The organism is Bacillus sp. ms-22, from assembly GCF_009759805.1.
In the GTDB taxonomy this organism is placed as follows: Bacteria; Bacillota; Bacilli; order Bacillales; family Bacillaceae; genus Bacillus; species Bacillus xiamenensis.
In genome coordinates, this window is the sequence record NZ_CP046653.1 from 598,054 (window position 1) to 615,593 (window position 17,540).

General features: G+C 41.7%; 19 protein-coding genes. 11 read left to right on the forward strand and 8 right to left on the reverse strand.

What is annotated here, in order from left to right; translation table 11 throughout:
* The first annotated feature begins 84 nt into the window (after positions 1 to 84).
* From spoIIID to GPA07_RS03165, 4 genes are all read left to right on the forward strand, one after another.
* Positions 85 to 363: a sporulation transcriptional regulator SpoIIID gene (gene spoIIID / locus GPA07_RS03150; RefSeq protein ID WP_008343327.1), complete on the forward strand. Its 279-nt coding sequence runs from the start codon at positions 85 to 87 to the stop codon at positions 361 to 363.
* A 184-nt stretch (positions 364 to 547) separates the two neighbouring features.
* Positions 548 to 1,549: a cell shape-determining protein Mbl gene (mbl, locus tag GPA07_RS03155; RefSeq protein ID WP_007497573.1), complete on the forward strand. Its 1,002-nt coding sequence runs from the start codon at positions 548 to 550 to the stop codon at positions 1,547 to 1,549.
* Between the two features lie 134 nt (positions 1,550 to 1,683).
* Positions 1,684 to 2,523: a flagellar hook-basal body protein gene (locus GPA07_RS03160; protein ID WP_008354857.1), complete on the forward strand. Its 840-nt coding sequence runs from the start codon at positions 1,684 to 1,686 to the stop codon at positions 2,521 to 2,523.
* Positions 2,524 to 2,553: 30 nt separating this feature from the next.
* Positions 2,554 to 3,372: a flagellar hook-basal body protein gene (locus GPA07_RS03165; protein ID WP_157292014.1), complete on the forward strand. Its 819-nt coding sequence runs from the start codon at positions 2,554 to 2,556 to the stop codon at positions 3,370 to 3,372.
* Between the two features lie 14 nt (positions 3,373 to 3,386).
* On the opposite strand, the gene GPA07_RS03170 is transcribed toward GPA07_RS03165, so the two are convergent.
* Positions 3,387 to 4,442, reverse strand: coding sequence for a tetratricopeptide repeat protein (locus tag GPA07_RS03170; RefSeq protein ID WP_008354853.1), 1,056 nt, complete (start codon positions 4,440 to 4,442; stop codon positions 3,387 to 3,389).
* Between the two features lie 219 nt (positions 4,443 to 4,661).
* Here GPA07_RS03170 and fabZ point away from each other — a divergent pair, with 219 nt between their 5' ends.
* Together fabZ and mscL are read left to right on the forward strand one after the other, a co-directional pair.
* Complete coding sequence (fabZ, locus tag GPA07_RS03175; protein WP_008354851.1) at positions 4,662 to 5,096, forward strand: 3-hydroxyacyl-ACP dehydratase FabZ; 435 nt, start codon at positions 4,662 to 4,664, stop codon at positions 5,094 to 5,096.
* Positions 5,097 to 5,221: 125 nt separating this feature from the next.
* A complete protein-coding gene (gene mscL, locus GPA07_RS03180) occupies positions 5,222 to 5,617 on the forward strand; it encodes a large conductance mechanosensitive channel protein MscL (protein ID WP_008354849.1) in 396 nt (131 codons plus the stop codon).
* A gap of 29 nt (positions 5,618 to 5,646) precedes the next feature.
* Here the strand turns inward: mscL and GPA07_RS03185 are convergent, their stop codons facing one another.
* A complete protein-coding gene (locus tag GPA07_RS03185; RefSeq protein ID WP_008354847.1) occupies positions 5,647 to 6,057 on the reverse strand; it encodes a YwpF-like family protein in 411 nt (136 codons plus the stop codon).
* Between the two features lie 117 nt (positions 6,058 to 6,174).
* Between GPA07_RS03185 and GPA07_RS03190 the strand changes: the two genes are divergently transcribed.
* From GPA07_RS03190 to GPA07_RS03200, 3 genes are all read left to right on the forward strand, one after another.
* The gene (locus tag GPA07_RS03190; protein ID WP_071168454.1) at positions 6,175 to 6,531 is read left to right on the forward strand and encodes a hypothetical protein; all 357 of its coding nucleotides are present in this window, start codon (positions 6,175 to 6,177) and stop codon (positions 6,529 to 6,531) included.
* A gap of 402 nt (positions 6,532 to 6,933) precedes the next feature.
* The gene (locus GPA07_RS03195) at positions 6,934 to 7,794 is read left to right on the forward strand and encodes a Cof-type HAD-IIB family hydrolase (protein ID WP_232532138.1); all 861 of its coding nucleotides are present in this window, start codon (positions 6,934 to 6,936) and stop codon (positions 7,792 to 7,794) included.
* 151 nt (positions 7,795 to 7,945) lie between these two features.
* The gene (locus GPA07_RS03200; protein ID WP_083381113.1) at positions 7,946 to 8,734 is read left to right on the forward strand and encodes a YtvA family blue-light photoreceptor; all 789 of its coding nucleotides are present in this window, start codon (positions 7,946 to 7,948) and stop codon (positions 8,732 to 8,734) included.
* 71 nt (positions 8,735 to 8,805) lie between these two features.
* Here the strand turns inward: GPA07_RS03200 and GPA07_RS03205 are convergent, their stop codons facing one another.
* Positions 8,806 to 11,583, reverse strand: coding sequence for a DEAD/DEAH box helicase (locus GPA07_RS03205; protein ID WP_157292016.1), 2,778 nt, complete (start codon positions 11,581 to 11,583; stop codon positions 8,806 to 8,808).
* Positions 11,570 to 13,177 (reverse strand): SWIM zinc finger family protein, encoded by a 1,608-nt coding sequence (locus GPA07_RS03210; RefSeq protein ID WP_157292017.1) that lies wholly within the window; start codon positions 13,175 to 13,177, stop codon positions 11,570 to 11,572. Before GPA07_RS03210 ends, GPA07_RS03205 begins: the two co-directional genes overlap by 14 nt.
* Before the next feature lie 186 nt (positions 13,178 to 13,363).
* Between GPA07_RS03210 and GPA07_RS18575 the strand changes: the two genes are divergently transcribed.
* Positions 13,364 to 13,507, forward strand: a complete 144-nt coding sequence (locus tag GPA07_RS18575) for a YwzD family small protein (protein WP_003214884.1) — start codon at positions 13,364 to 13,366, stop codon at positions 13,505 to 13,507.
* Positions 13,508 to 13,622: 115 nt separating this feature from the next.
* Entirely contained in the window at positions 13,623 to 14,942 is a 1,320-nt protein-coding gene (locus GPA07_RS03215) for a UDP-glucose dehydrogenase family protein (protein WP_071168459.1), read from the forward strand.
* Positions 14,943 to 14,981: 39 nt separating this feature from the next.
* On the opposite strand, the gene GPA07_RS03220 is transcribed toward GPA07_RS03215, so the two are convergent.
* From GPA07_RS03220 to budA, 4 genes are all read right to left on the reverse strand, one after another.
* On the reverse strand, positions 14,982 to 15,518 hold the full coding sequence (locus GPA07_RS03220; protein WP_442859322.1) for a chromate efflux transporter ChrA: 537 nt from the start codon (positions 15,516 to 15,518) through the stop codon (positions 14,982 to 14,984).
* Positions 15,515 to 16,066 (reverse strand): chromate efflux transporter ChrB, encoded by a 552-nt coding sequence (locus GPA07_RS03225; RefSeq protein ID WP_051009093.1) that lies wholly within the window; start codon positions 16,064 to 16,066, stop codon positions 15,515 to 15,517. The genes GPA07_RS03220 and GPA07_RS03225 overlap by 4 nt, the downstream gene beginning before the upstream one ends.
* 46 nt (positions 16,067 to 16,112) lie before the next feature.
* Positions 16,113 to 16,589, reverse strand: a complete 477-nt coding sequence (locus GPA07_RS03230; protein WP_071169219.1) for a chromate efflux transcriptional regulator ChrS — start codon at positions 16,587 to 16,589, stop codon at positions 16,113 to 16,115.
* 153 nt (positions 16,590 to 16,742) lie between these two features.
* Positions 16,743 to 17,513: an acetolactate decarboxylase gene (gene budA / locus GPA07_RS03235; RefSeq protein WP_157292018.1), complete on the reverse strand. Its 771-nt coding sequence runs from the start codon at positions 17,511 to 17,513 to the stop codon at positions 16,743 to 16,745.
* Between the last annotated feature and the right edge of the window lie 27 nt (positions 17,514 to 17,540).

Here is a 17,540-nt window from a genome sequence, read left to right on the forward strand (position 1 = left end):
CGAACAAGCGCCTCTGAAAATAGATAATATTGATACGGATCTCATTTCACACTTCTCACATCCATTTTAGGGAGGTCGAGTGGTGTGCACGATTACATCAAAGAGCGAACAATCAAGATAGGAAAGTATATCGTGGAGACAAAGAAAACCGTTCGTGTAATTGCGAAAGAATTTGGAGTCTCTAAAAGTACTGTACACAAGGATTTAACAGAAAGACTGCCAGAAATTAATCCAGATCTGGCTAATGAAGTGAAGGAGATACTGGATTATCATAAATCAATCCGCCACTTGCGAGGAGGAGAAGCCACCAAGTTAAAGTATAAAAAAGAAGAAATTTTAGAAGGCGAGCCTGTGAAACAGTAAGCTTAGTTCTTTGTTCATAAACATGATATATATATCTTCCTCTTATCGGTAGTTTCTAACCACAAATTTTGTAAAGACTTTTGTAAAGAAATATCTTTTTTTCTTCAAATTATGATAGAATATATAATTAGGGCAGAATGTGGTATTTGCTATGGAAACAGATTATCAAGGAGGATATATATAGATGTTTGCTAGGGATATTGGAATTGATCTAGGTACTGCCAATGTACTGATTCATGTCAAAGGAAAAGGAATTGTGTTAAATGAACCATCTGTTGTCGCTCTTGACAAAAACAGCGGAAAAGTATTGGCTGTTGGAGAAGAAGCGAGACGTATGGTTGGACGTACGCCTGGGAATATTGTTGCGATTCGTCCATTAAAAGATGGCGTAATTGCTGATTTTGAAGTAACTGAAGCAATGCTCAAGCATTTTATTAACAAATTAAATGTGAAAGGGCTGTTCTCAAAGCCGCGTATGCTCATCTGCTGCCCGACAAACATTACATCTGTTGAGCAGAAGGCGATCAAAGAAGCTGCTGAAAAAAGCGGTGGTAAGCATGTATTTCTTGAAGAAGAGCCAAAAGTAGCAGCCATTGGTGCTGGTATGGATATTTTTCAGCCAAGTGGAAACATGGTCGTAGATATTGGAGGCGGAACGACAGATATCGCTGTCATCTCTATGGGTGACATTGTGACCGCCTCTTCTATTAAAATGGCTGGAGACAAATTTGATCTGGAAATTCTAAACTACATTAAAAAAGAGTACAAGCTGTTGATTGGTGAGCGCACGGCAGAGGACATTAAGATCCAAGTTGCAACGGTATTCCCAGACGCACGTCACGAAGAGATTTCGATTCGTGGACGAGACATGGTGACAGGATTACCAAGAACAATTACCGTCACAAGCAAAGAAGTAGAAGAAGCTTTACGTGAATCTGTATCTGCGATTGTTCAGGCAGCCAAACAAGTTCTTGAAAGAACACCGCCTGAATTATCAGCTGATATCATTGATCGTGGCGTCATCATTACAGGTGGCGGAGCGCTTCTAAACGGGCTTGATCAATTGCTTGCAGAAGAGCTGAAAGTACCAGTTTTCGTTGCTGAAAATCCAATGGATTGTGTAGCAGTAGGTACTGGCGTGATGCTTGATAATATGGACAAGCTGCCAAAGCGTAAACTCAGCTAATGATTTCCCTCATTCTTTTTAGAAAGAATGAGGGATTTTTATTAAAGAAGCCTGCAAATATGCCGATATATTTCTTAGAAGATTGTGTACTGATGGTTTTAGGTCATGTGAAAGAATTTGAATGAGGTGAGCATGTGTTAAAAGGATTATACACCGCAACATCTGCCATGATCGCTCAAGAGCGGCGGACAGAAATGCTTTCAAATAATATCGCAAATGCGAATACACCAGGTTATAAAGCGGATGAAGGAGCTATGCGGGCGTTTCCCGAAATGCTGCTGAGCCGAATGGAATCGGGACGTTTCCAAACATCTTCAGGCAAAAGCTTTAGTATCCCGCAGCAAACGGCGATTGGCGGCATTAATACGGGGACATACATGCAGGAATTGATTCCTCAATTTACCCAAGGAACATTAAAAACAACGGATCAAACAACGGATATCGCATTAGTAGAAAATAATGTACCCATCAACCCGGAGACAAATCAAAAGTCAGCGCTTTTTTATGCTGTGAATACACCAGAAGGCGTTCGTTATACGAAAAGCAGTTCCATTACATTGAACGACCAAAATCAGTTGACCATCAATGGCCGTCCCCTTCTCTCAGTTGCGGGCCAGCCGATAACAGTTCAAAGTGAGAATTTTAAAGTGAATGCAGATGGTACTGTGAGTGAAAATGGACAAAATCTCGGACAAATTGATGTACGTGTTGCGATGGATACAAGAAACCTTGCGCGTGAAGGAAATGATTTATACCGTACAGCTGATAACCAGCCTCTGCCAAGTGCAGTCAATAACGGTCAAGTGTCCTATACGTTAAGCCAAGGTGTATCAGAGCTGTCGAACGTTGATGTGACGAAATCGTATACTGAAATGACTACAGCCTATCGAGCATTCGAAACAAACCAAAAAGTGGTTCAGGCGTATGATAAAAGCTTAGAAAAAGCTGTGAATGAAATTGGAAGAGTGTACTAATGAAGAAAAGAAAGAGAAAGGAGGATTCTCATGCTTAGAACGATGATCAATGCAGCAGTGTCGATGAACGAGGTGCAAAAGCAGCTTGATATCATCAGTAATAACATTGCCAACAGTGAAACAACAGGCTATCGCGCAAAAAACACCCGCTTCTCAGAGCTGGTCAGGCAGCAGTTTGATCAGGTAGATGAAAAAAATGAGCAGGTGGCAAACAGTCGTTTAACACCTGCCGGGCTAAGGCTTGGAACTGGTACAATGGTCAATGCATCCATTAACTCATTGCAAGGCTCTATTAAAGAAACAGGCCGTGATCTTGATGTTGCATTTGGTGCACCATCGCAGTATTTGCAGGTCAATGCCGGCGGTAATATCCGTTATACAAGAGACGGCTCTCTTTATTTACAGCCAGGTAACAACCGTAATCAGGTCCAGCTTGTGACAAGCGAAGGCTATCCAATTCTTGATGAAAACGGAAATGCGATCGTCTTAAATGCGAATTTCCGCGATATTTCTATCGATAAGAATGGACGGCTTACGGCAGTTTCTCGAGATAATCAACCGAATCAGCAGGTGAATCTTGGAGTTGTACAAGTGAATAATTCTTCAGCGCTCATCTCTGAAGGAGATAATTTGTTCTCAGTAGACGGCAACTATCAAGGCGCATTAACGGCACTGAATGGGGCAAACCGCCAAGCGATTCAGCTTCAGCAAGGTGCGCTTGAAACCTCGAATGTGGACATGTCTAAAGAATTAACAGACCTCATGACAACACAGCGCTCGTATCAGATGAACTCAAGAACCATTACGATGGGCGATCAGATGCTAGGGTTAATCAATACGATTAGATAATGAGCAGGCTGATATCAGCCTCTCATGATAAAGAAGGCGGCTCGCTCAAAGTCGCCCTTTTTTTTATAAAAATCTGAGACATCTGCAAGCAAATCCTCAAGATCAACCCAGGCTTCTTTTCGTTCAAGACATGTGACGAGATTGGCAATTTGCTCATCTGCCTTAGGTGTTTGGCTGTAAAGAAGGAATAAGATTTGGAACTTGATTCTTAATAGATCAAACTGGGAATCAACCGCTTCTTTTAGCCCCTTTTGAATATACCTCATTCCTTCATCGGTTAAATTTTCTTTAAAGCAGGAGCGCACTGTTTCGTAGAGACACGATACGTAGGAGTGTGCCGACTTTCGGTATGCTGGGAGACGAAGCGCTTTTTTAAAGTATTCAAGTGCTTCTTTATGACGGTTTTGTCTCGATTGAATAAAACCAGCGTCATAATAAACAATGCCGAGCAGTTCCTGATCGTCAATCATTTTCACGTATTCGATAATCTCATTAAAAATAGCTTCAGCTTCCTCATATTTTTTTTGGTCGCTAAAGTTAAGTGCGAGCACAATCTTGCACCGATAAATGCTATGGACATCTCCGTGCTTTGCAAAGATATCCATGGCTGTTTGAACATGACGAATGGATAACAACGAATAGCGGTTGTTGTAATAAACACCACTTGTACGAAAATGAAACTCTGCTTCTTCCAGCTCATCGTTTAGTAATGGCAGTTTTTCCTCTGCCTTTTCAAGATAGTGAATGGCATCATGTTGATCACTTTTTAAAGATTCGTATAGTCCGAGAAAGAAGTAGAAGTAATATTGCAGTTCTTCGTTCATTTGATCCTTGTGCTGCATCAGTTCATGTTTGAGTTTTTCTAAGTCCTCATTCTGATTCATCCAGAGCTGATGGCGAAAAAGCATAAGCTGATAATGTAAATAGAGCTCCTGTTTTTTCGATAATCTGCGTTTATATTTGAGTAAGGTCGTTTTCATCTCTTCAGCCTTCGAAAAATGTCGATGCTTCAGCATTGTATACCACGAATGGAGAAGTTTTTTAATGGATTTATCGCTCATAAAATTCATTTTTACCCTCTTATTCAATCAATGATGTAATATATATTACCATATTTGTGAAAAAACGATGAGTGTAGTGTGGATTATATTTCATGACAATTGGTAATGGTAGATGTTACTTTTTACCATATTTATTGACTGGACATTGAAAAATGACCGCATTCATAATATACTTCTAGAGGAATCAAATGAAGATCAGCGATATAGAAAAGAAGGAGAGATCAAGACATGCTTGATGCTCAGCAAATTCAAGAAATGATACCACATCGTTATCCATTCTTATTGGTCGACCGTATTTTAGAGGTTGATGGTGAGAAAAGAGCGGTCGGAATTAAAAATGTGACAGTGAATGAAGAATTTTTTAACGGCCATTTCCCAGGATACCCAGTCATGCCGGGTGTGCTGATTGTAGAAGCGCTTGCACAGGTTTTTGGGGTGATTATGTTAGGCAAAGAAGAAAACAAAGGGAAAATTGGTCTATTTGCAGGGATTGACAGCTGCCGATTCAAAAGACAGGTCAAGCCTGGCGATCAGCTTCGTTTAGAGGTTGAAGTGACGCGTCTTCGCGGTCCAGTTGCCAAAGGAAAAGCGGTAGCAACGGTGGATGGCGAAGTGGCATGTGAAGCAGAACTTACATTTTCTATCGGTCCTAAAGTATCGTGATTGATCCAGCGGTTCATCTTGCATGAACCGCTTTTTTTAATGGGGAAGTTCAGTCGAAACGGATAAGGACTTGCATTTTTGACAAAAAAACGTCATATTAGACAAAAAAGATGAAGGTGATAAGGATGCTGAAAGAGTTTAGAGAGTTCGCAGTCAAGGGAAATGTCATTGACCTCGCTGTCGGTGTCATCATTGGGGGAGCATTTGGCAAAATTGTCACTTCTCTTGTGAATGATTTGATCATGCCGCTTGTCGGGATTATAATTGGTGGACATGATTTTAGCGGGTTGTCCATTAAAATCGGCTCTGCGCAAATTTTGTATGGAAACTTCATTCAAACAGTGGTCGATTTCTTAATTATCTCGTTTTCTATTTTTATCTTTATTCGTTATTTAAATAAATTAAAACGAGAAAAGGTAGAGGAAGAAGAAGTTGTGGAAACACCAGATCAAACGGAAGTGCTGCTAACGGAAATTAGAGATCTATTGAAAAATCAAAGCCAATCGAAAGATGTGCAATAGAAAAAGAGCGGCTGAACCCGCTCTTTTTTTTATGTGTTTTGTTTAAAAGCATCCAGCAGTTTTTCTCCTGAAAGTCCCTCTTTGACGAGGTCCTTTAATACTTCTTCGGTTTCTGTTCTGTAACGATTTGTGATCATTTTACCATCGAGTAGCACAGAAATATTTTCTTCTAAGGCAACGATGTTTTTGACTTGGACAGATAGATGAACCGGGCGATTGTTTTCTTTTGTGATCGTCACGAGAATCTTCACTTCTGTATGCTGCTGAAAGAGTACCTCAAACACCTGTCTATGTTTCTTTGGAAGGAGTGCCTCGATCATCCAGTGATTTTCGCCGTCTTCTTTATTAATGATTAAGCCGTCTCGAAGGGGAATGCTGGACATTTTATCTTGTTTTGGATCAAGTTCGATTTTTAAATCAATCAGCCTAAAGGTTTTCATATTTATCACCTCACAAGCGTTCATTATTCGTATGTATCATTATAGCATACAACATCTGTATAAATGAAACCGCTGCCTACTCAGAACAGGCAGTACATTAGTGAAAGGAGATGTTTTATGACGTCCTATCAACTGCGAAAAATACATATTGGTAAGGAAAAGGAACGCGATATGAGAGTGTATTCATGGGGAGACATTCTCTCATTTTGTGATGTGTATATGGAGGAAGGCGAGTCTCTCACTTTTCAATACGTCACCGGCGATCAAATGGACTGCTTTGAATTCCAATTGTCGATTCATGACGGGCGGCTTTGTTTTTATTGGTTTGCATGGGACGGATCTGATTATATTCACATGCCTGCTAGTAATTGGATTCATTCAGATGTTTTTTATCAATTTATGAAAAATAAGTATTTCGTCAAACAAAACAAGATGATGTTTTATACACAAGCGGTAAAAAACAAAAATGAGTGAGGAAATAGAGAATTTGAAGGGCTATTTTGCCATTTTCGTGTTTTGTCTGCTGCGCTTATTCTTAGTAGACTAGGGCTAGTTGAAAGGAAAGGAGGTCAGTTTTGAATCAAAAGGCAAAGGTCTAGCATCTGACAGCCCCCCTCTAGCTAAAGCTGATAGACACTGCCTTGTGCACATTTACACTGCGTAATAGAAACCGATGCTTTTTTGTAAAGGTCATGTGTCCCCTATGTCTCCCCTTATACGTACCCGGTTATGTGTTCATGACCGGGTACCCTTTTATTGACTGATAAGCCGATCATCTCTTGCAAATAGTGGATACTCATTTCATAATGATGATGGATGTAACAAACGGAATGTCAGTTGAAAATGAAGTCAAAAAAGGAGAGACCGATGACAAACATTCAATTAATCGCAACGGATTTAGATGGAACCTTATTGAACAGTGAACACAAAGTCAGTCAGGAAAACGAGCAGGCATTAAAGGAAGCAGCCGCGAGCGGAATTGAGGTTGTCGTTTCAACAGGAAGAGCGTATTTTGATGTGAAATCTATTTTTGACCAGCTTGGGATGAGTACGTGGGTCATCAGTGCAAATGGAGCTGTGATTCATGATCCAGAAGGTCAGGTATATCATTCGGCTGTTCTAGAAGAAGAAAAAGCAAAACACATCTTATCATGGCTTGAGGAGCGTGATTATTACTATGAAGTGTTTACGAATGAAGCCATTTACACACCGAACCGCGGCAGAGAGCTTCTTGCCATCGAAATGGACCGCTTAAAGAGTGCAAATCCAGAAACGGATACGAATGTCCTGAAGCAAGCGGCTGAAGTGCAATACAGCCAGTCGGGCTTTGCCTATATTGATACATATAAAGAGTTATTTCGTGAGGATCAAAAGCTGTCATTTTACAACATCTTAGGCTTTTCGTTCTTCCAAGACAGATTGAAAGCCGGGTGGGATACGTTTGGACATGATTCAGAATTAACATTGGTCAGTTCGGCTGATCATAACTTTGAAATTGGTTCAAAGGATGCGTCAAAAGGGCAGGCATTGACAAGGCTGGCGGAAAAGCTCTGTATTCCTCTAAGCCAAACAGCGGCTGTAGGAGACAGTTTAAATGACGAATCCATGATTCGGGTAGCTGGTATTGGTGTTGCAATGGGGAATGCGAGACAGGATATAAAAGAACTAGCCGACCATGTCACGTTAACAAATGATGAACATGGTGTGGCGCATATGATTCAACATCTGCTGAAATAGACAAATTGGGTGTTTTGAATAATTCTAATAGGATGAAGCGCATTCTACAAAAGAGAAATCAGAACTACTTCTATTTACACCTGGTGTGGAACATCATATAATTTCATTATGAGTATAACCCGCTTGTAAGGAAATGAAGGAGAGTACACGAATGGCGCTGGAATCTTATAAGTCCGAAAATCTGCATTTAATCAAGGAAGCCTTAGACTATACTCAGGTTGGCCTGACGGTAACGGACCCGTCTTTACCTGATAATCCTTTAATATATGTGAACAAGGGCTTTTTAGATATGACAGGCTATCAAGAAACCGAAGTATTAGGGAAGAATTGCCGTTTCCTTCAAGGGGATGAAACTGAGCAAATCGTGTTAAAACAAATGAGGGCAGCCATTGAAAACAAAGAGGCTGTCACTGTTCAGCTGAAAAATTATAAAAAATCTGGACAAATGTTTTGGAACGAGTTAAGTGTGGCTCCTCTTTGGATAGACGAAAATGAAGGGAAACGTCTTTATTTCGTTGGTCTGCAAAAGGATGTCACGAAGGAGAAGGAACAGCAGGAGCTTCTTGAGCAATCAATTGATGAAGTGTTGAATATTTCTGTACCGATTGTTCCGGTGAAGGATGGTATCTCTGTGTTACCGATCATTGGTACGTTAACAGCGCCAAGATTTAATAAAATCATTTCAACGGTCTCCACCTATATCTCTCAATCCAAGGACGATTATTTTATTGTGGATCTGTCCGGTTTATTAGAGGTCGATTCATTTGTGGCGGATGCCATCTTTAAGTTGAACGATTTGATTTTAATGACTGGCACTGAACTGATTGTGACAGGAATTAAACCAAATCTTGCGATGAAAATGGGAGAAATGAGAGAAGACTTCCGTGATTTGAATACGTATATGAATGTAAAATCTGCTTTGAAAAAGCTGCAAATTTAACATTTTTTCATATGAAAATGAAAAAAGAGGACTTTTCATCGAGCTTGAGAAAAGTCCTCTTTTTGCTGTGGTTAAGATGATTGAGCGGCCGCACTCAATGTAAATAAATCTTCTAGTTCGTTCGTCGATAGCTCTGTAATCCAGCTTTCACTTTGGATAATTTGATCATTTAATGTTTGTTTTGTTTCGAGCATTCGATCAATTTTTTCCTCAATTGTGCCGGTTGTGATCATTTTATGGACGTGTACAAATCGTTTTTGTCCGATACGATACGCACGGTCTGTCGCTTGGTTTTCCACGGCAGGATTCCACCATCTATCATAATGAATGACATGATTGGCGGCGGTTAAGTTCAGTCCTGTTCCTCCTGCTTTTAGAGAAAGAATTAAGATGTTGAACTCTTTTTTCTGGAAGCGTTCCACCATTTTGTCCCGCTCAAGTTTTGATAAACTGCCATTTAAAAATTGAACGGGTTCTCCAAACATCTTTTCCGCAAGTTGTTTGATCATGTTGCCCATTTCAATATATTGCGTAAAGATGAGGCAACTTTCTCCTTGATCATGTATGGCTTTTAACAGCTCTGCTAATTTATCCATTTTTAATGAACGTTTCAACAGCTTCACATCTGTCCCGCTTTCTTTTAAATAGAGGGCAGGGTGATCACAAATCTGTTTGAGTCTGCCGAGCATACTTAAGATGATGGCCTTCCGCTGCATACCTGTTAATGAAGCCATGTGTTCGAATGTATCCTTGACGAGCTGTTCGTATAAAGATGCCTGTTCAGCCGATAACGGGATGAATTCTTTTTCTTCTAGTTTCTCAGGCAGGTTCAGGGCGACCTCTTCGTCTTGTTTTGTTCGTCTTAATAAGAAAGGTTTGATCAGCTGCTGCAGCTGTTCAATTCTTTTTTGTTCACGATCTTTTTCAATTGGAAGGACGAATTTTTTATGAAAGCTGGTCAGGCTGCCGAGATACCCTTTGTTGACGAAGTCGAAAATGGACCACAGCTCTGTCAAGCGGTTCTCCATCGGTGTCCCGCTGAGGGCAATGTGATGCTGCCCTTTTAATTGCCTGATCGCTCTCGATTGTTTCGTATGGGCATTCTTAATGTTCTGCGCTTCGTCTAAGCAAATGGTATTCCACTTGGCTGATGTTAATTCATCACGATCAGAGTGAGAGAGTCCGTAAGATGTCAGGACAATATCTGTTGACTCATATGCTTTGGTGAAGTTTTCGCCTTGTGGACGTGATGGTCCGTAGTGCAGAGCGACATTCAAGTGTGGTGCAAATGTTTCCAGCTCTCTTTGCCAGTTACCTAAAACAGAGGTTGGCGCAATGATGAGAGATGGAGCGGCGTCTTGCTCCTGCTCCTTCAAATAGGTGAAATAAGCGATCATTTGAATCGTTTTACCAAGTCCCATATCATCTGCTAAACAAGCGCCGAATCCATGAGATCTTAAAAATAAAAGCCAATTGACACCGTGCTGCTGATATGGGCGCAGTGTACCTTTAAAGGATTCACTCATTTTGTAGGAAGGCAGCTCTTTTGTATCATTTAGCTGATGGACAAGGCCTCTTAATTGAGAAGAAAGTTCAAATTGAATATGAGCAAATGCCGAGCTGTCCAATAGTTCTGGAACCGCTTCAGAGGAGGCCTCTTGATCTGCTAGTTCACGAGATAAAATATCAGACATGTGAAGCCCTTCGTTTTCGGCGCGCGCCATCCATTTTTTCATTTGCTGGATGAAGGTCGGGTCGATTTTGATCCATTGTCCACGAATGTTGACAAGGCGGCGTTTACTTTGAACAAGCTCATTGAACTCATCTTCTGTCAGCTCAATGCCATTTGTGGCAAAGCGCCAATTAAAGTCCATTAAGGCATCCATTCCAACATGCGATTCGCCTCGCGGTGTTGAGGAAACCTTTGCTTTTAGCATCATGGTGCTTTCTTTGACGATTTGCCACCACGATGGAAGCAGAATCTCGATGCCCATATTCACAAGTGTTTCACTTGCTTCAGATAGGAAAAGCCAGGCTTCTTCTTCTGACATGAGCGTTGTACCAGATGTGAAAGAGAGCCAGGGAACAATTTGACTGAATCGCTCCAGTTCTCTTGCGATTTTTTCTTGATATGGACGCCAAGATTTTTTTAATGAACGGTTGCCTTCAAAGAAGTGAAGACTGCTGTTTTTCTTATCGCGCAAAAACAATTCGATTTTCCAATCATCCCCGTCGAATTCCGGCTCATTTAAGCGCAAGCCGACAGTGAAAGGCGTCTCATCTTCAATCCAGCCAATCGTCTCCAAGAAATCCTGCTCATCTAAAAAATGTCCTTGGAAGGATGAAAGGGCAGGCGATTGTGCAGTCATTCGGTTCCATTTGTGCTGCAGGGCATCATCATATTGAATATAATCCTGTACGGCAGCGGAAAACCAATCAGCCGTATAGCCCTCTAATAAGCCTTCTTTGTCTTTAAACCGGATCACGCCCTCTGTCCATGCCTCGTAATCTGGAACGAAATCTTCATCCTCGATGAATTCGTAAATGGTAGAGGCTGTTTTCATAAGCGGCTCTGTTTCATCCGTTAAGGTCACATGGCTGAAGGTATTAAATGAATTTTTTCCTAGCAATTCCACGGTCATCCAAGGGCTTAACAGGAAGGCAGGTGTGCCAATAAAGCTCACATCTTCTAAGAATGTTCCATAAAAAGAAGATTCGTGCCATTGAAAAAGCTGCCTCTTCATTTCATTAAGCGGAACAGGGTGTCCGTCCTCTGCTTGCGCTGAAATGGTGAAAGAGAAATCTTCTGTTTGTTCTGCATGAATGACAATTTGTTTATGGCGTGTCATCAATCAATTTTCCTTTCTTCATTTCCTCTTGGAACGCACGCAGCCGTTTCGTTGAATCTTGCAGCTGCTTTACATATCTTTCCCAAATCACGGTTTTTTTCGTTTTATGATAAAGCGTACGCAGTTTTTTGAGCATTTTCACAGACTCTCGATAGGCACTTCGGTTCTTTTGATCGAGGAGCAGTGAGATTTCACGATGGTACGAAGGAATGAGCGCTTCAGGTTCTTCTTTTGCAATCTGTTTGATCAGTTCTTTCTCTAATTCGCTGATAGAGAAACCAACGAGGCTGTGTATTTCAATCCATTCTGCGTAGCGCTGCTGTGCATATAAAAGCTGGCTATATTCAGTAAATGCATAAGGCATACAGACTTGGAGGTAGCGTTCATACAAGTGATGATCCTTCGTCTGCTTAAAGTATGCATCTAAATAAAAGAAGAAATCACTGACGGCTCCTCGAACTTCTCTGTAGGAAAGGTCCAGCTGGCAATATTCTTCTAATATATATGTGATCTCGTGATACCAGTGATTAAGCCGCTTCCAATCTTTGCGGTTTGTGAGATCCTTTAGCCAATTGAGCACATTTGGCAGCATATCTGCATTGAGCAGCTGTAATTGCTGAAAGAGTCGTTCGTCTTCTTTTAGCAAATAATCCATATGCATCAGCCCGATGGTGCGCTCAACTGTTTGTTCTTGCTGCTGGGCTTTTTTGAGTAATGTGGTTTCATTTTTGACCCATTTCCCTCTATTTAATATAGTTCCCCAAATCTCCATAAAGACCGCGACTCGTTCATGCTGGAAAGGTCCGTCTATTTGAAGAAGTGTCCGAACGGCAGTTGGTGTGTTTTCAAGAAACGGATCGAGGGAAAAGGAAAGTGCATATGTCTTCAAATGATCCACTGAATCAAAAATGGTGTTCATGAGCTGTTCTACATAAGGATTCATGGAATAAAAGTCCTTTTCGGCATCAAGCCGGCCGAGGTCGATGAGCTCATGAAGCCTTAGCCACACATCGATGGACGTATGAATCGCATACAAACTCTTGAATTCAGGTGAAGTGGGTGCGTGTTTTTTCAGGACCGATAAATAGCCGTAATACAAATGCTGTGGTGTTTGCTGGTGCTTCGGTGTTCGTTTAAGCCAGAGGTTAAATTCCTCTTGGAAAAAAGTCAGCCAGCTTTGGAGTGATTGTTCGTCTGGGCGCTTCACTTGGAAGTGCTGGCGAATCAGTTCTTTGCTGCGCTGTAACTCATCCTTTTCTGACCAATTCTCTGTAAAGCCGGTCACACTCTCTACTTGAGCGTACAGCGAAAAGAAGACAGCGAGGATGTGTTTACAAAGTCCATCAGCTGGACAAGTGCATCTACTGATGATTGGTAATAATAGTTGCAGATTCACCTTTGCTGCCACGACATCATGGACATAAGCTGACCATTCGGTATCAGACTCTTGCTTGAGACGATATACGCTGTCCTGTCTATAAGTAATCAATGCTTTTTTGATGAGTTGTTTGTTTTCATCTGTTGCAGGAAGAAGTTCTTTGATCTGTTCGGCTGTTTGTTTGATTTCTTCCTCGTTGATGTTGTGCTGAAGCATTTGATCCGCTCCTAACCAAGTAAAAGATTCCAATTCTTTTATTATAGCTCAATGGTGATTTATAAAAAAGTTTTTCATGAAAATGGTCATAAATTTCAAAAGCTGTCGAATGATGTATTAGAGTATTGCATAAACCAACCATACAGCATATAATAATGAAATTAGTGGATTCGAAAGGATACAGACATGGATAATAAGGGTTTAAATCAAGAAGAATTTTTAAAGATTTTGATGTACGCTCATGATATTGGTGAAAATTCAAATGATGTCACAACAAAAGAAATGCTTGAAAATCTGATTGCTCATATTCGAAATGGTCTTGTTTCATAAAAGTAGCCCCCTGCTCGTGACAGCAGGGGGTTTTTGTATGCTTTTATGAATGGAACGAAAACTCCCGGCATACGATGACATTACAAGCATAAGGAGTATGGGGAGCTGATGGATCATGAATATTGCGATTGCAGGCTGTGGGTATGTGGGGCTTGTCACGGGGGTATGTTTAGCGGAGGCAGGGCATCATGTGACATGTATTGATATTGACCGGCGCAAGGTCATGAAGCTGAAGCAAGGGACTCCTCCAATGTATGAGCCGGGATTAAAAGAGCTGCTCAAACGAAATCTAGAGCAAGGACACATTCATTTTCACATCAATGGAGCGGCAGCCTACTCAGAGGCTGATGTGTTAATGATTGCTGTCGGTACCCCGCAGCAGGCAGATGGTCAAGCTGATTTGCAGTATGTCTTTCAGGCTGCAAAGGAGATGGGCTTAAAAGCGAAGCCAGGCGCGGTGCTTGTGGTGAAAAGTACAGTGCCTGTCGGAACGGGTGATCAAATTGATCGTTTGATTCATCAAGAATTAGGCCGGAAGGAGCCATTATCTGTCGCATCTAATCCAGAATTTTTACGGGAGGGGTCTGCCATTTCAGATACATTGAGGGCGGATCGGCTTGTGATTGGAGCGGAAACACAGAACGTCTTAGACCAGCTAGAGGACATGTATGCTGATTTTCACCTGCCATTTGTAAAAACAGATCGTAAAAGTGCAGAAATGATCAAGTACGCATCAAATGCTTTTCTTGCCACAAAAATCAGCTTCATGAATGAAATTGCTTCGATTTGTGTAAAAACGGGGGCTGATGTTGAAAGGGTGGCAGAGGGGATGGGACTGGATCAGCGGATCGGTTCTTCGTTTCTCCGGGCTGGCATTGGCTACGGTGGTTCTTGTTTTCCGAAGGATACAAATGCACTTGTCCAAATTGCAGGGCATGTGTCCCATGATTTTGAGCTATTGAAGGCTGTGATTAAAGTGAACAATGAGCAGCGAGCAAGTTTTATTCGAGGTGTGCAGGAGCGGATGGGGGCAAACCTGGAAGGGAAGAGAATCGCCCTTCTTGGTCTGTCTTTTAAGCCGAATACCGATGATATGCGGGAAGCGCCGTCGATTGCGATTGCCCATGAGATGCATGAGCTAGGTGCCGATCTGGTGGCCTATGATCCAGTTGCCGCACACAAAGCAGCTCGTGAATTGCCTAAGCAAGTCTTTTTTGCTCAAACCATTGAAGAAGCGATAAAGGATGCCGATGCCGTCTGTATTTTAACAGAATGGGCGGATATTCAGACTTTTCCGCTCTCAGCCTACAAGGGTTGGATGAGACACCCGCTTATTTTTGATGGACGAAACTGTCATACGCTTGAAGCGGCAGAATTAGCAGGGGTCGAATATCATTCGATCGGGCGTCGTCCAGTCTCGCCTATTTATATGTAAAAAGAAAACCGATAACAGCTGATGTTATCGGTTTTCACGTTAATGTGGAAGAATGAATCCGCCATATAAAAATGCAGCCACAATCAAAAAGGCAGGGTGCAATTTGAATTTGGTCATTAAGAAAAATGAAATAGCGGCAATGGCGAGCGATTGAGTCCAGCCAATGGCTTTCACTGCATCCTCGCCAATTTCCCAAGTTAATAAAAGCATCATCATTGCGATGACAGGCTGTACGGATAAGGTCATGCCTTTTACGACAGGGGATTGGCGAAAGCGGTCGATGAGTTTTAGTAACAATATTAATCCAACAGCTGAAGGTAATACGGTGGCAAGTAGTGCCACAATGAATCCTGGCCAGCCCATGACATCATAGCCCACATATGCCGCAATTTTCGTCGCGATTGGTCCTGGGAGTGCATTGGCTAAAGCCAGCATATTGGAGAACCCTTCGTTCGTCATCCAATGAAAATGATGAACAATTTCTTCATAATTGAGCGGAATAGATGCAGGGCCTCCTCCATACCCTAATAGATTGGACAAGAAGAATGCCCAGAATAAAAAGAGAATCAGTATCATGAAGACACTCCTTTCTCTTTATTTGTCCGATTCCAGCGATTTTTCAGTTTGAAATGAAGGGCACCGTAGAATAAAAAGATGATGACAATAATTCCTGGATGGATCGACAGCACCTGAAGACCGACAAATGCCAAAAGAAATAAAGCGACTCCAAAGATCATGCCGAAGCCTTTCAGCGTTTTTTGTCCAAATTCATATGCCATGATGCCTAACAGAACGGCAATGACAGGTGTCACAGCGCCGATCATATTTTGAATAATAACTGAGGAGCTTAAGACACCGACAAGTGTGACAAGTGCCACCATGGCGAGACAGGTCGGTAAAATATGAGCAGCTGTTGCGACAATTGCACCGGATACGCCTTTTAATCGATAGCCGAGGTAAGCCGACATTTTTGTGGCAATCGGACCGGGTAATGCGTTAGCAATGGCGAGTGTTTCTCCAAATTCGTCGTCATTGATCCATTGGTATTTGACCACCGCTTCATGGCGAATGAGCGGAATCACGGAAGGGCCTCCGCCAAAGCCGAGAATACCGGTTCGTACCATAGCGATAATCAGTTCAATATATGATTGCAAGTGGTTCAACTCCTATCTACAATTTCATGCCCATTCGGCTTTTGTATCGTTTAATGAGCATTTGGCAGTCGACACTGACGACGCCTTCAAGCGGGTATAACTTCTTTGTCAGGAAAGTCTCCATTTCCTGGTCGTTTTGAAAAATGCCATGCATATGCAGCTTACTTGGTCCTGTCATATGATAAAGGCTTGTAACGGCTGTTTCCTCCTCAAGCTGAAGAGCGACTGTTTCTAAAAATTTCGGTTCAACTTCTACATTAAAGAAGACAGAGACATGAATGCCGATCTTGGCTGGGTTAATGACAGCGGTGAATCGTTCAATGACACCTGCTTCAATGAGCTGCTGAATCCGGGCTTGAACGGCAACACGCGAAAGACCGACTTGTTTTCCGAGATCTGTGTAGGACATACGACCGTCCTCATGTAAGATGGATAAAATTTGTTTGTCTCTTTCGTCTAATGTTAAGTTTGGAATACTATAGTCGTTAGACACCATATAACCACCTTTCTTCTGTTGATATTCTATCATATTTTATTACGAATAGAATGTTTATTTTCTCATTTGCTAACGAAATGAAAATATAATGATCAATCAATAGTCTTTATGTATATAAAAAACACCTCGGATCACCGAGGTGTTATCATTTTATTTTTCTGGGCTGCTTTCCGCGCTGGCAATTTGCTGTGCAAGGTCAGCTCGATCAATGTCTGCTTGGAAGAAATCCTGCGTATTTGGCAGATGTAAATTCATATGACGTTTTTGAGACACTCGAATGGTCACTTGATCAACGGTGTAATCAAATACGTGCCCGCCGACACTTCGATCATCGTCAATAAAATGAAGATGATATCCACTCACCGCAATGCCATGTGCGTACTGCGGTGTTCGGAAACCTGCGATAGTCCCCTGAATATCCTCAAAATCGAAAATAGGCTGTGACTTGACTGCTTCCACCATCGGAACGTAAGGTTTTTCCTGTTTTTCGACCGTACGGGTTTGAACCTTTTTGAAGGAGCCATCAATACGAATCGCATAAAAGATATTCTTACTTGGTAAGATACGGTCGATTTCTTCCTCCAGTTCTTTGGACGTCATCGGTGTATCAATTCGATGAACGATGTCCGTTTCAAAGAAGGCTAGAGAGCAGAAAGGTGAATAATCTTGATCTGTTACCGGTGTGGCTGTTCCATCAGAGCGCAGTCGATAAAATGTGCCGTCAAAGCCGATCAGCTCTCCATCTAATTGATTAAATGTACCAATGCCGAAATCACCATGTTCAGGAATATGTGAGAGAGAGAAATCTCCATCATATACGGCTTCAAGCAATGAGGTCATCGTTGATACTTGATAGATCTCATGCCGTTTGTCATGCTGTTTTTTGTCGTTTTGTTGATTCATTGGGTGCATCATCCCCATATTCGCTCACTCCTTTGATGTCATGTA

Excerpts from the sequence above, each read along its gene's own strand:
- GPA07_RS03225 (WP_051009093.1), bottom strand. The coding sequence starts at position 16,066 with ATGGTACGAACCGGTATTCTCGGCTTTGGCGGAGGCCCTTCCGTGATT.
- GPA07_RS03165 (WP_157292014.1), top strand. The coding sequence starts at position 2,554 with ATGCTTAGAACGATGATCAATGCAGCAGTGTCGATGAACGAGGTGCAA.
- mbl (WP_007497573.1), top strand. The coding sequence starts at position 548 with ATGTTTGCTAGGGATATTGGAATTGATCTAGGTACTGCCAATGTACTG.
- budA (WP_157292018.1), bottom strand. The coding sequence starts at position 17,513 with ATGGGGATGATGCACCCAATGAATCAACAAAACGACAAAAAACAGCAT.
- GPA07_RS03190 (WP_071168454.1), top strand. The coding sequence starts at position 6,175 with ATGACGTCCTATCAACTGCGAAAAATACATATTGGTAAGGAAAAGGAA.
- fabZ (WP_008354851.1), top strand. The coding sequence starts at position 4,662 with ATGCTTGATGCTCAGCAAATTCAAGAAATGATACCACATCGTTATCCA.
- GPA07_RS18575 (WP_003214884.1), top strand. The coding sequence starts at position 13,364 with ATGGATAATAAGGGTTTAAATCAAGAAGAATTTTTAAAGATTTTGATG.
- GPA07_RS03200 (WP_083381113.1), top strand. The coding sequence starts at position 7,946 with ATGGCGCTGGAATCTTATAAGTCCGAAAATCTGCATTTAATCAAGGAA.
- GPA07_RS03210 (WP_157292017.1), bottom strand. The coding sequence starts at position 13,177 with ATGCTTCAGCACAACATCAACGAGGAAGAAATCAAACAAACAGCCGAA.
- mscL (WP_008354849.1), top strand. The coding sequence starts at position 5,222 with ATGCTGAAAGAGTTTAGAGAGTTCGCAGTCAAGGGAAATGTCATTGAC.
- GPA07_RS03215 (WP_071168459.1), top strand. The coding sequence starts at position 13,623 with ATGAATATTGCGATTGCAGGCTGTGGGTATGTGGGGCTTGTCACGGGG.
- GPA07_RS03220 (WP_442859322.1), bottom strand. The coding sequence starts at position 15,518 with ATGATACTGATTCTCTTTTTATTCTGGGCATTCTTCTTGTCCAATCTA.
- GPA07_RS03185 (WP_008354847.1), bottom strand. The coding sequence starts at position 6,057 with ATGAAAACCTTTAGGCTGATTGATTTAAAAATCGAACTTGATCCAAAA.
- GPA07_RS03205 (WP_157292016.1), bottom strand. The coding sequence starts at position 11,583 with ATGACACGCCATAAACAAATTGTCATTCATGCAGAACAAACAGAAGAT.
- GPA07_RS03170 (WP_008354853.1), bottom strand. The coding sequence starts at position 4,442 with ATGAATTTTATGAGCGATAAATCCATTAAAAAACTTCTCCATTCGTGG.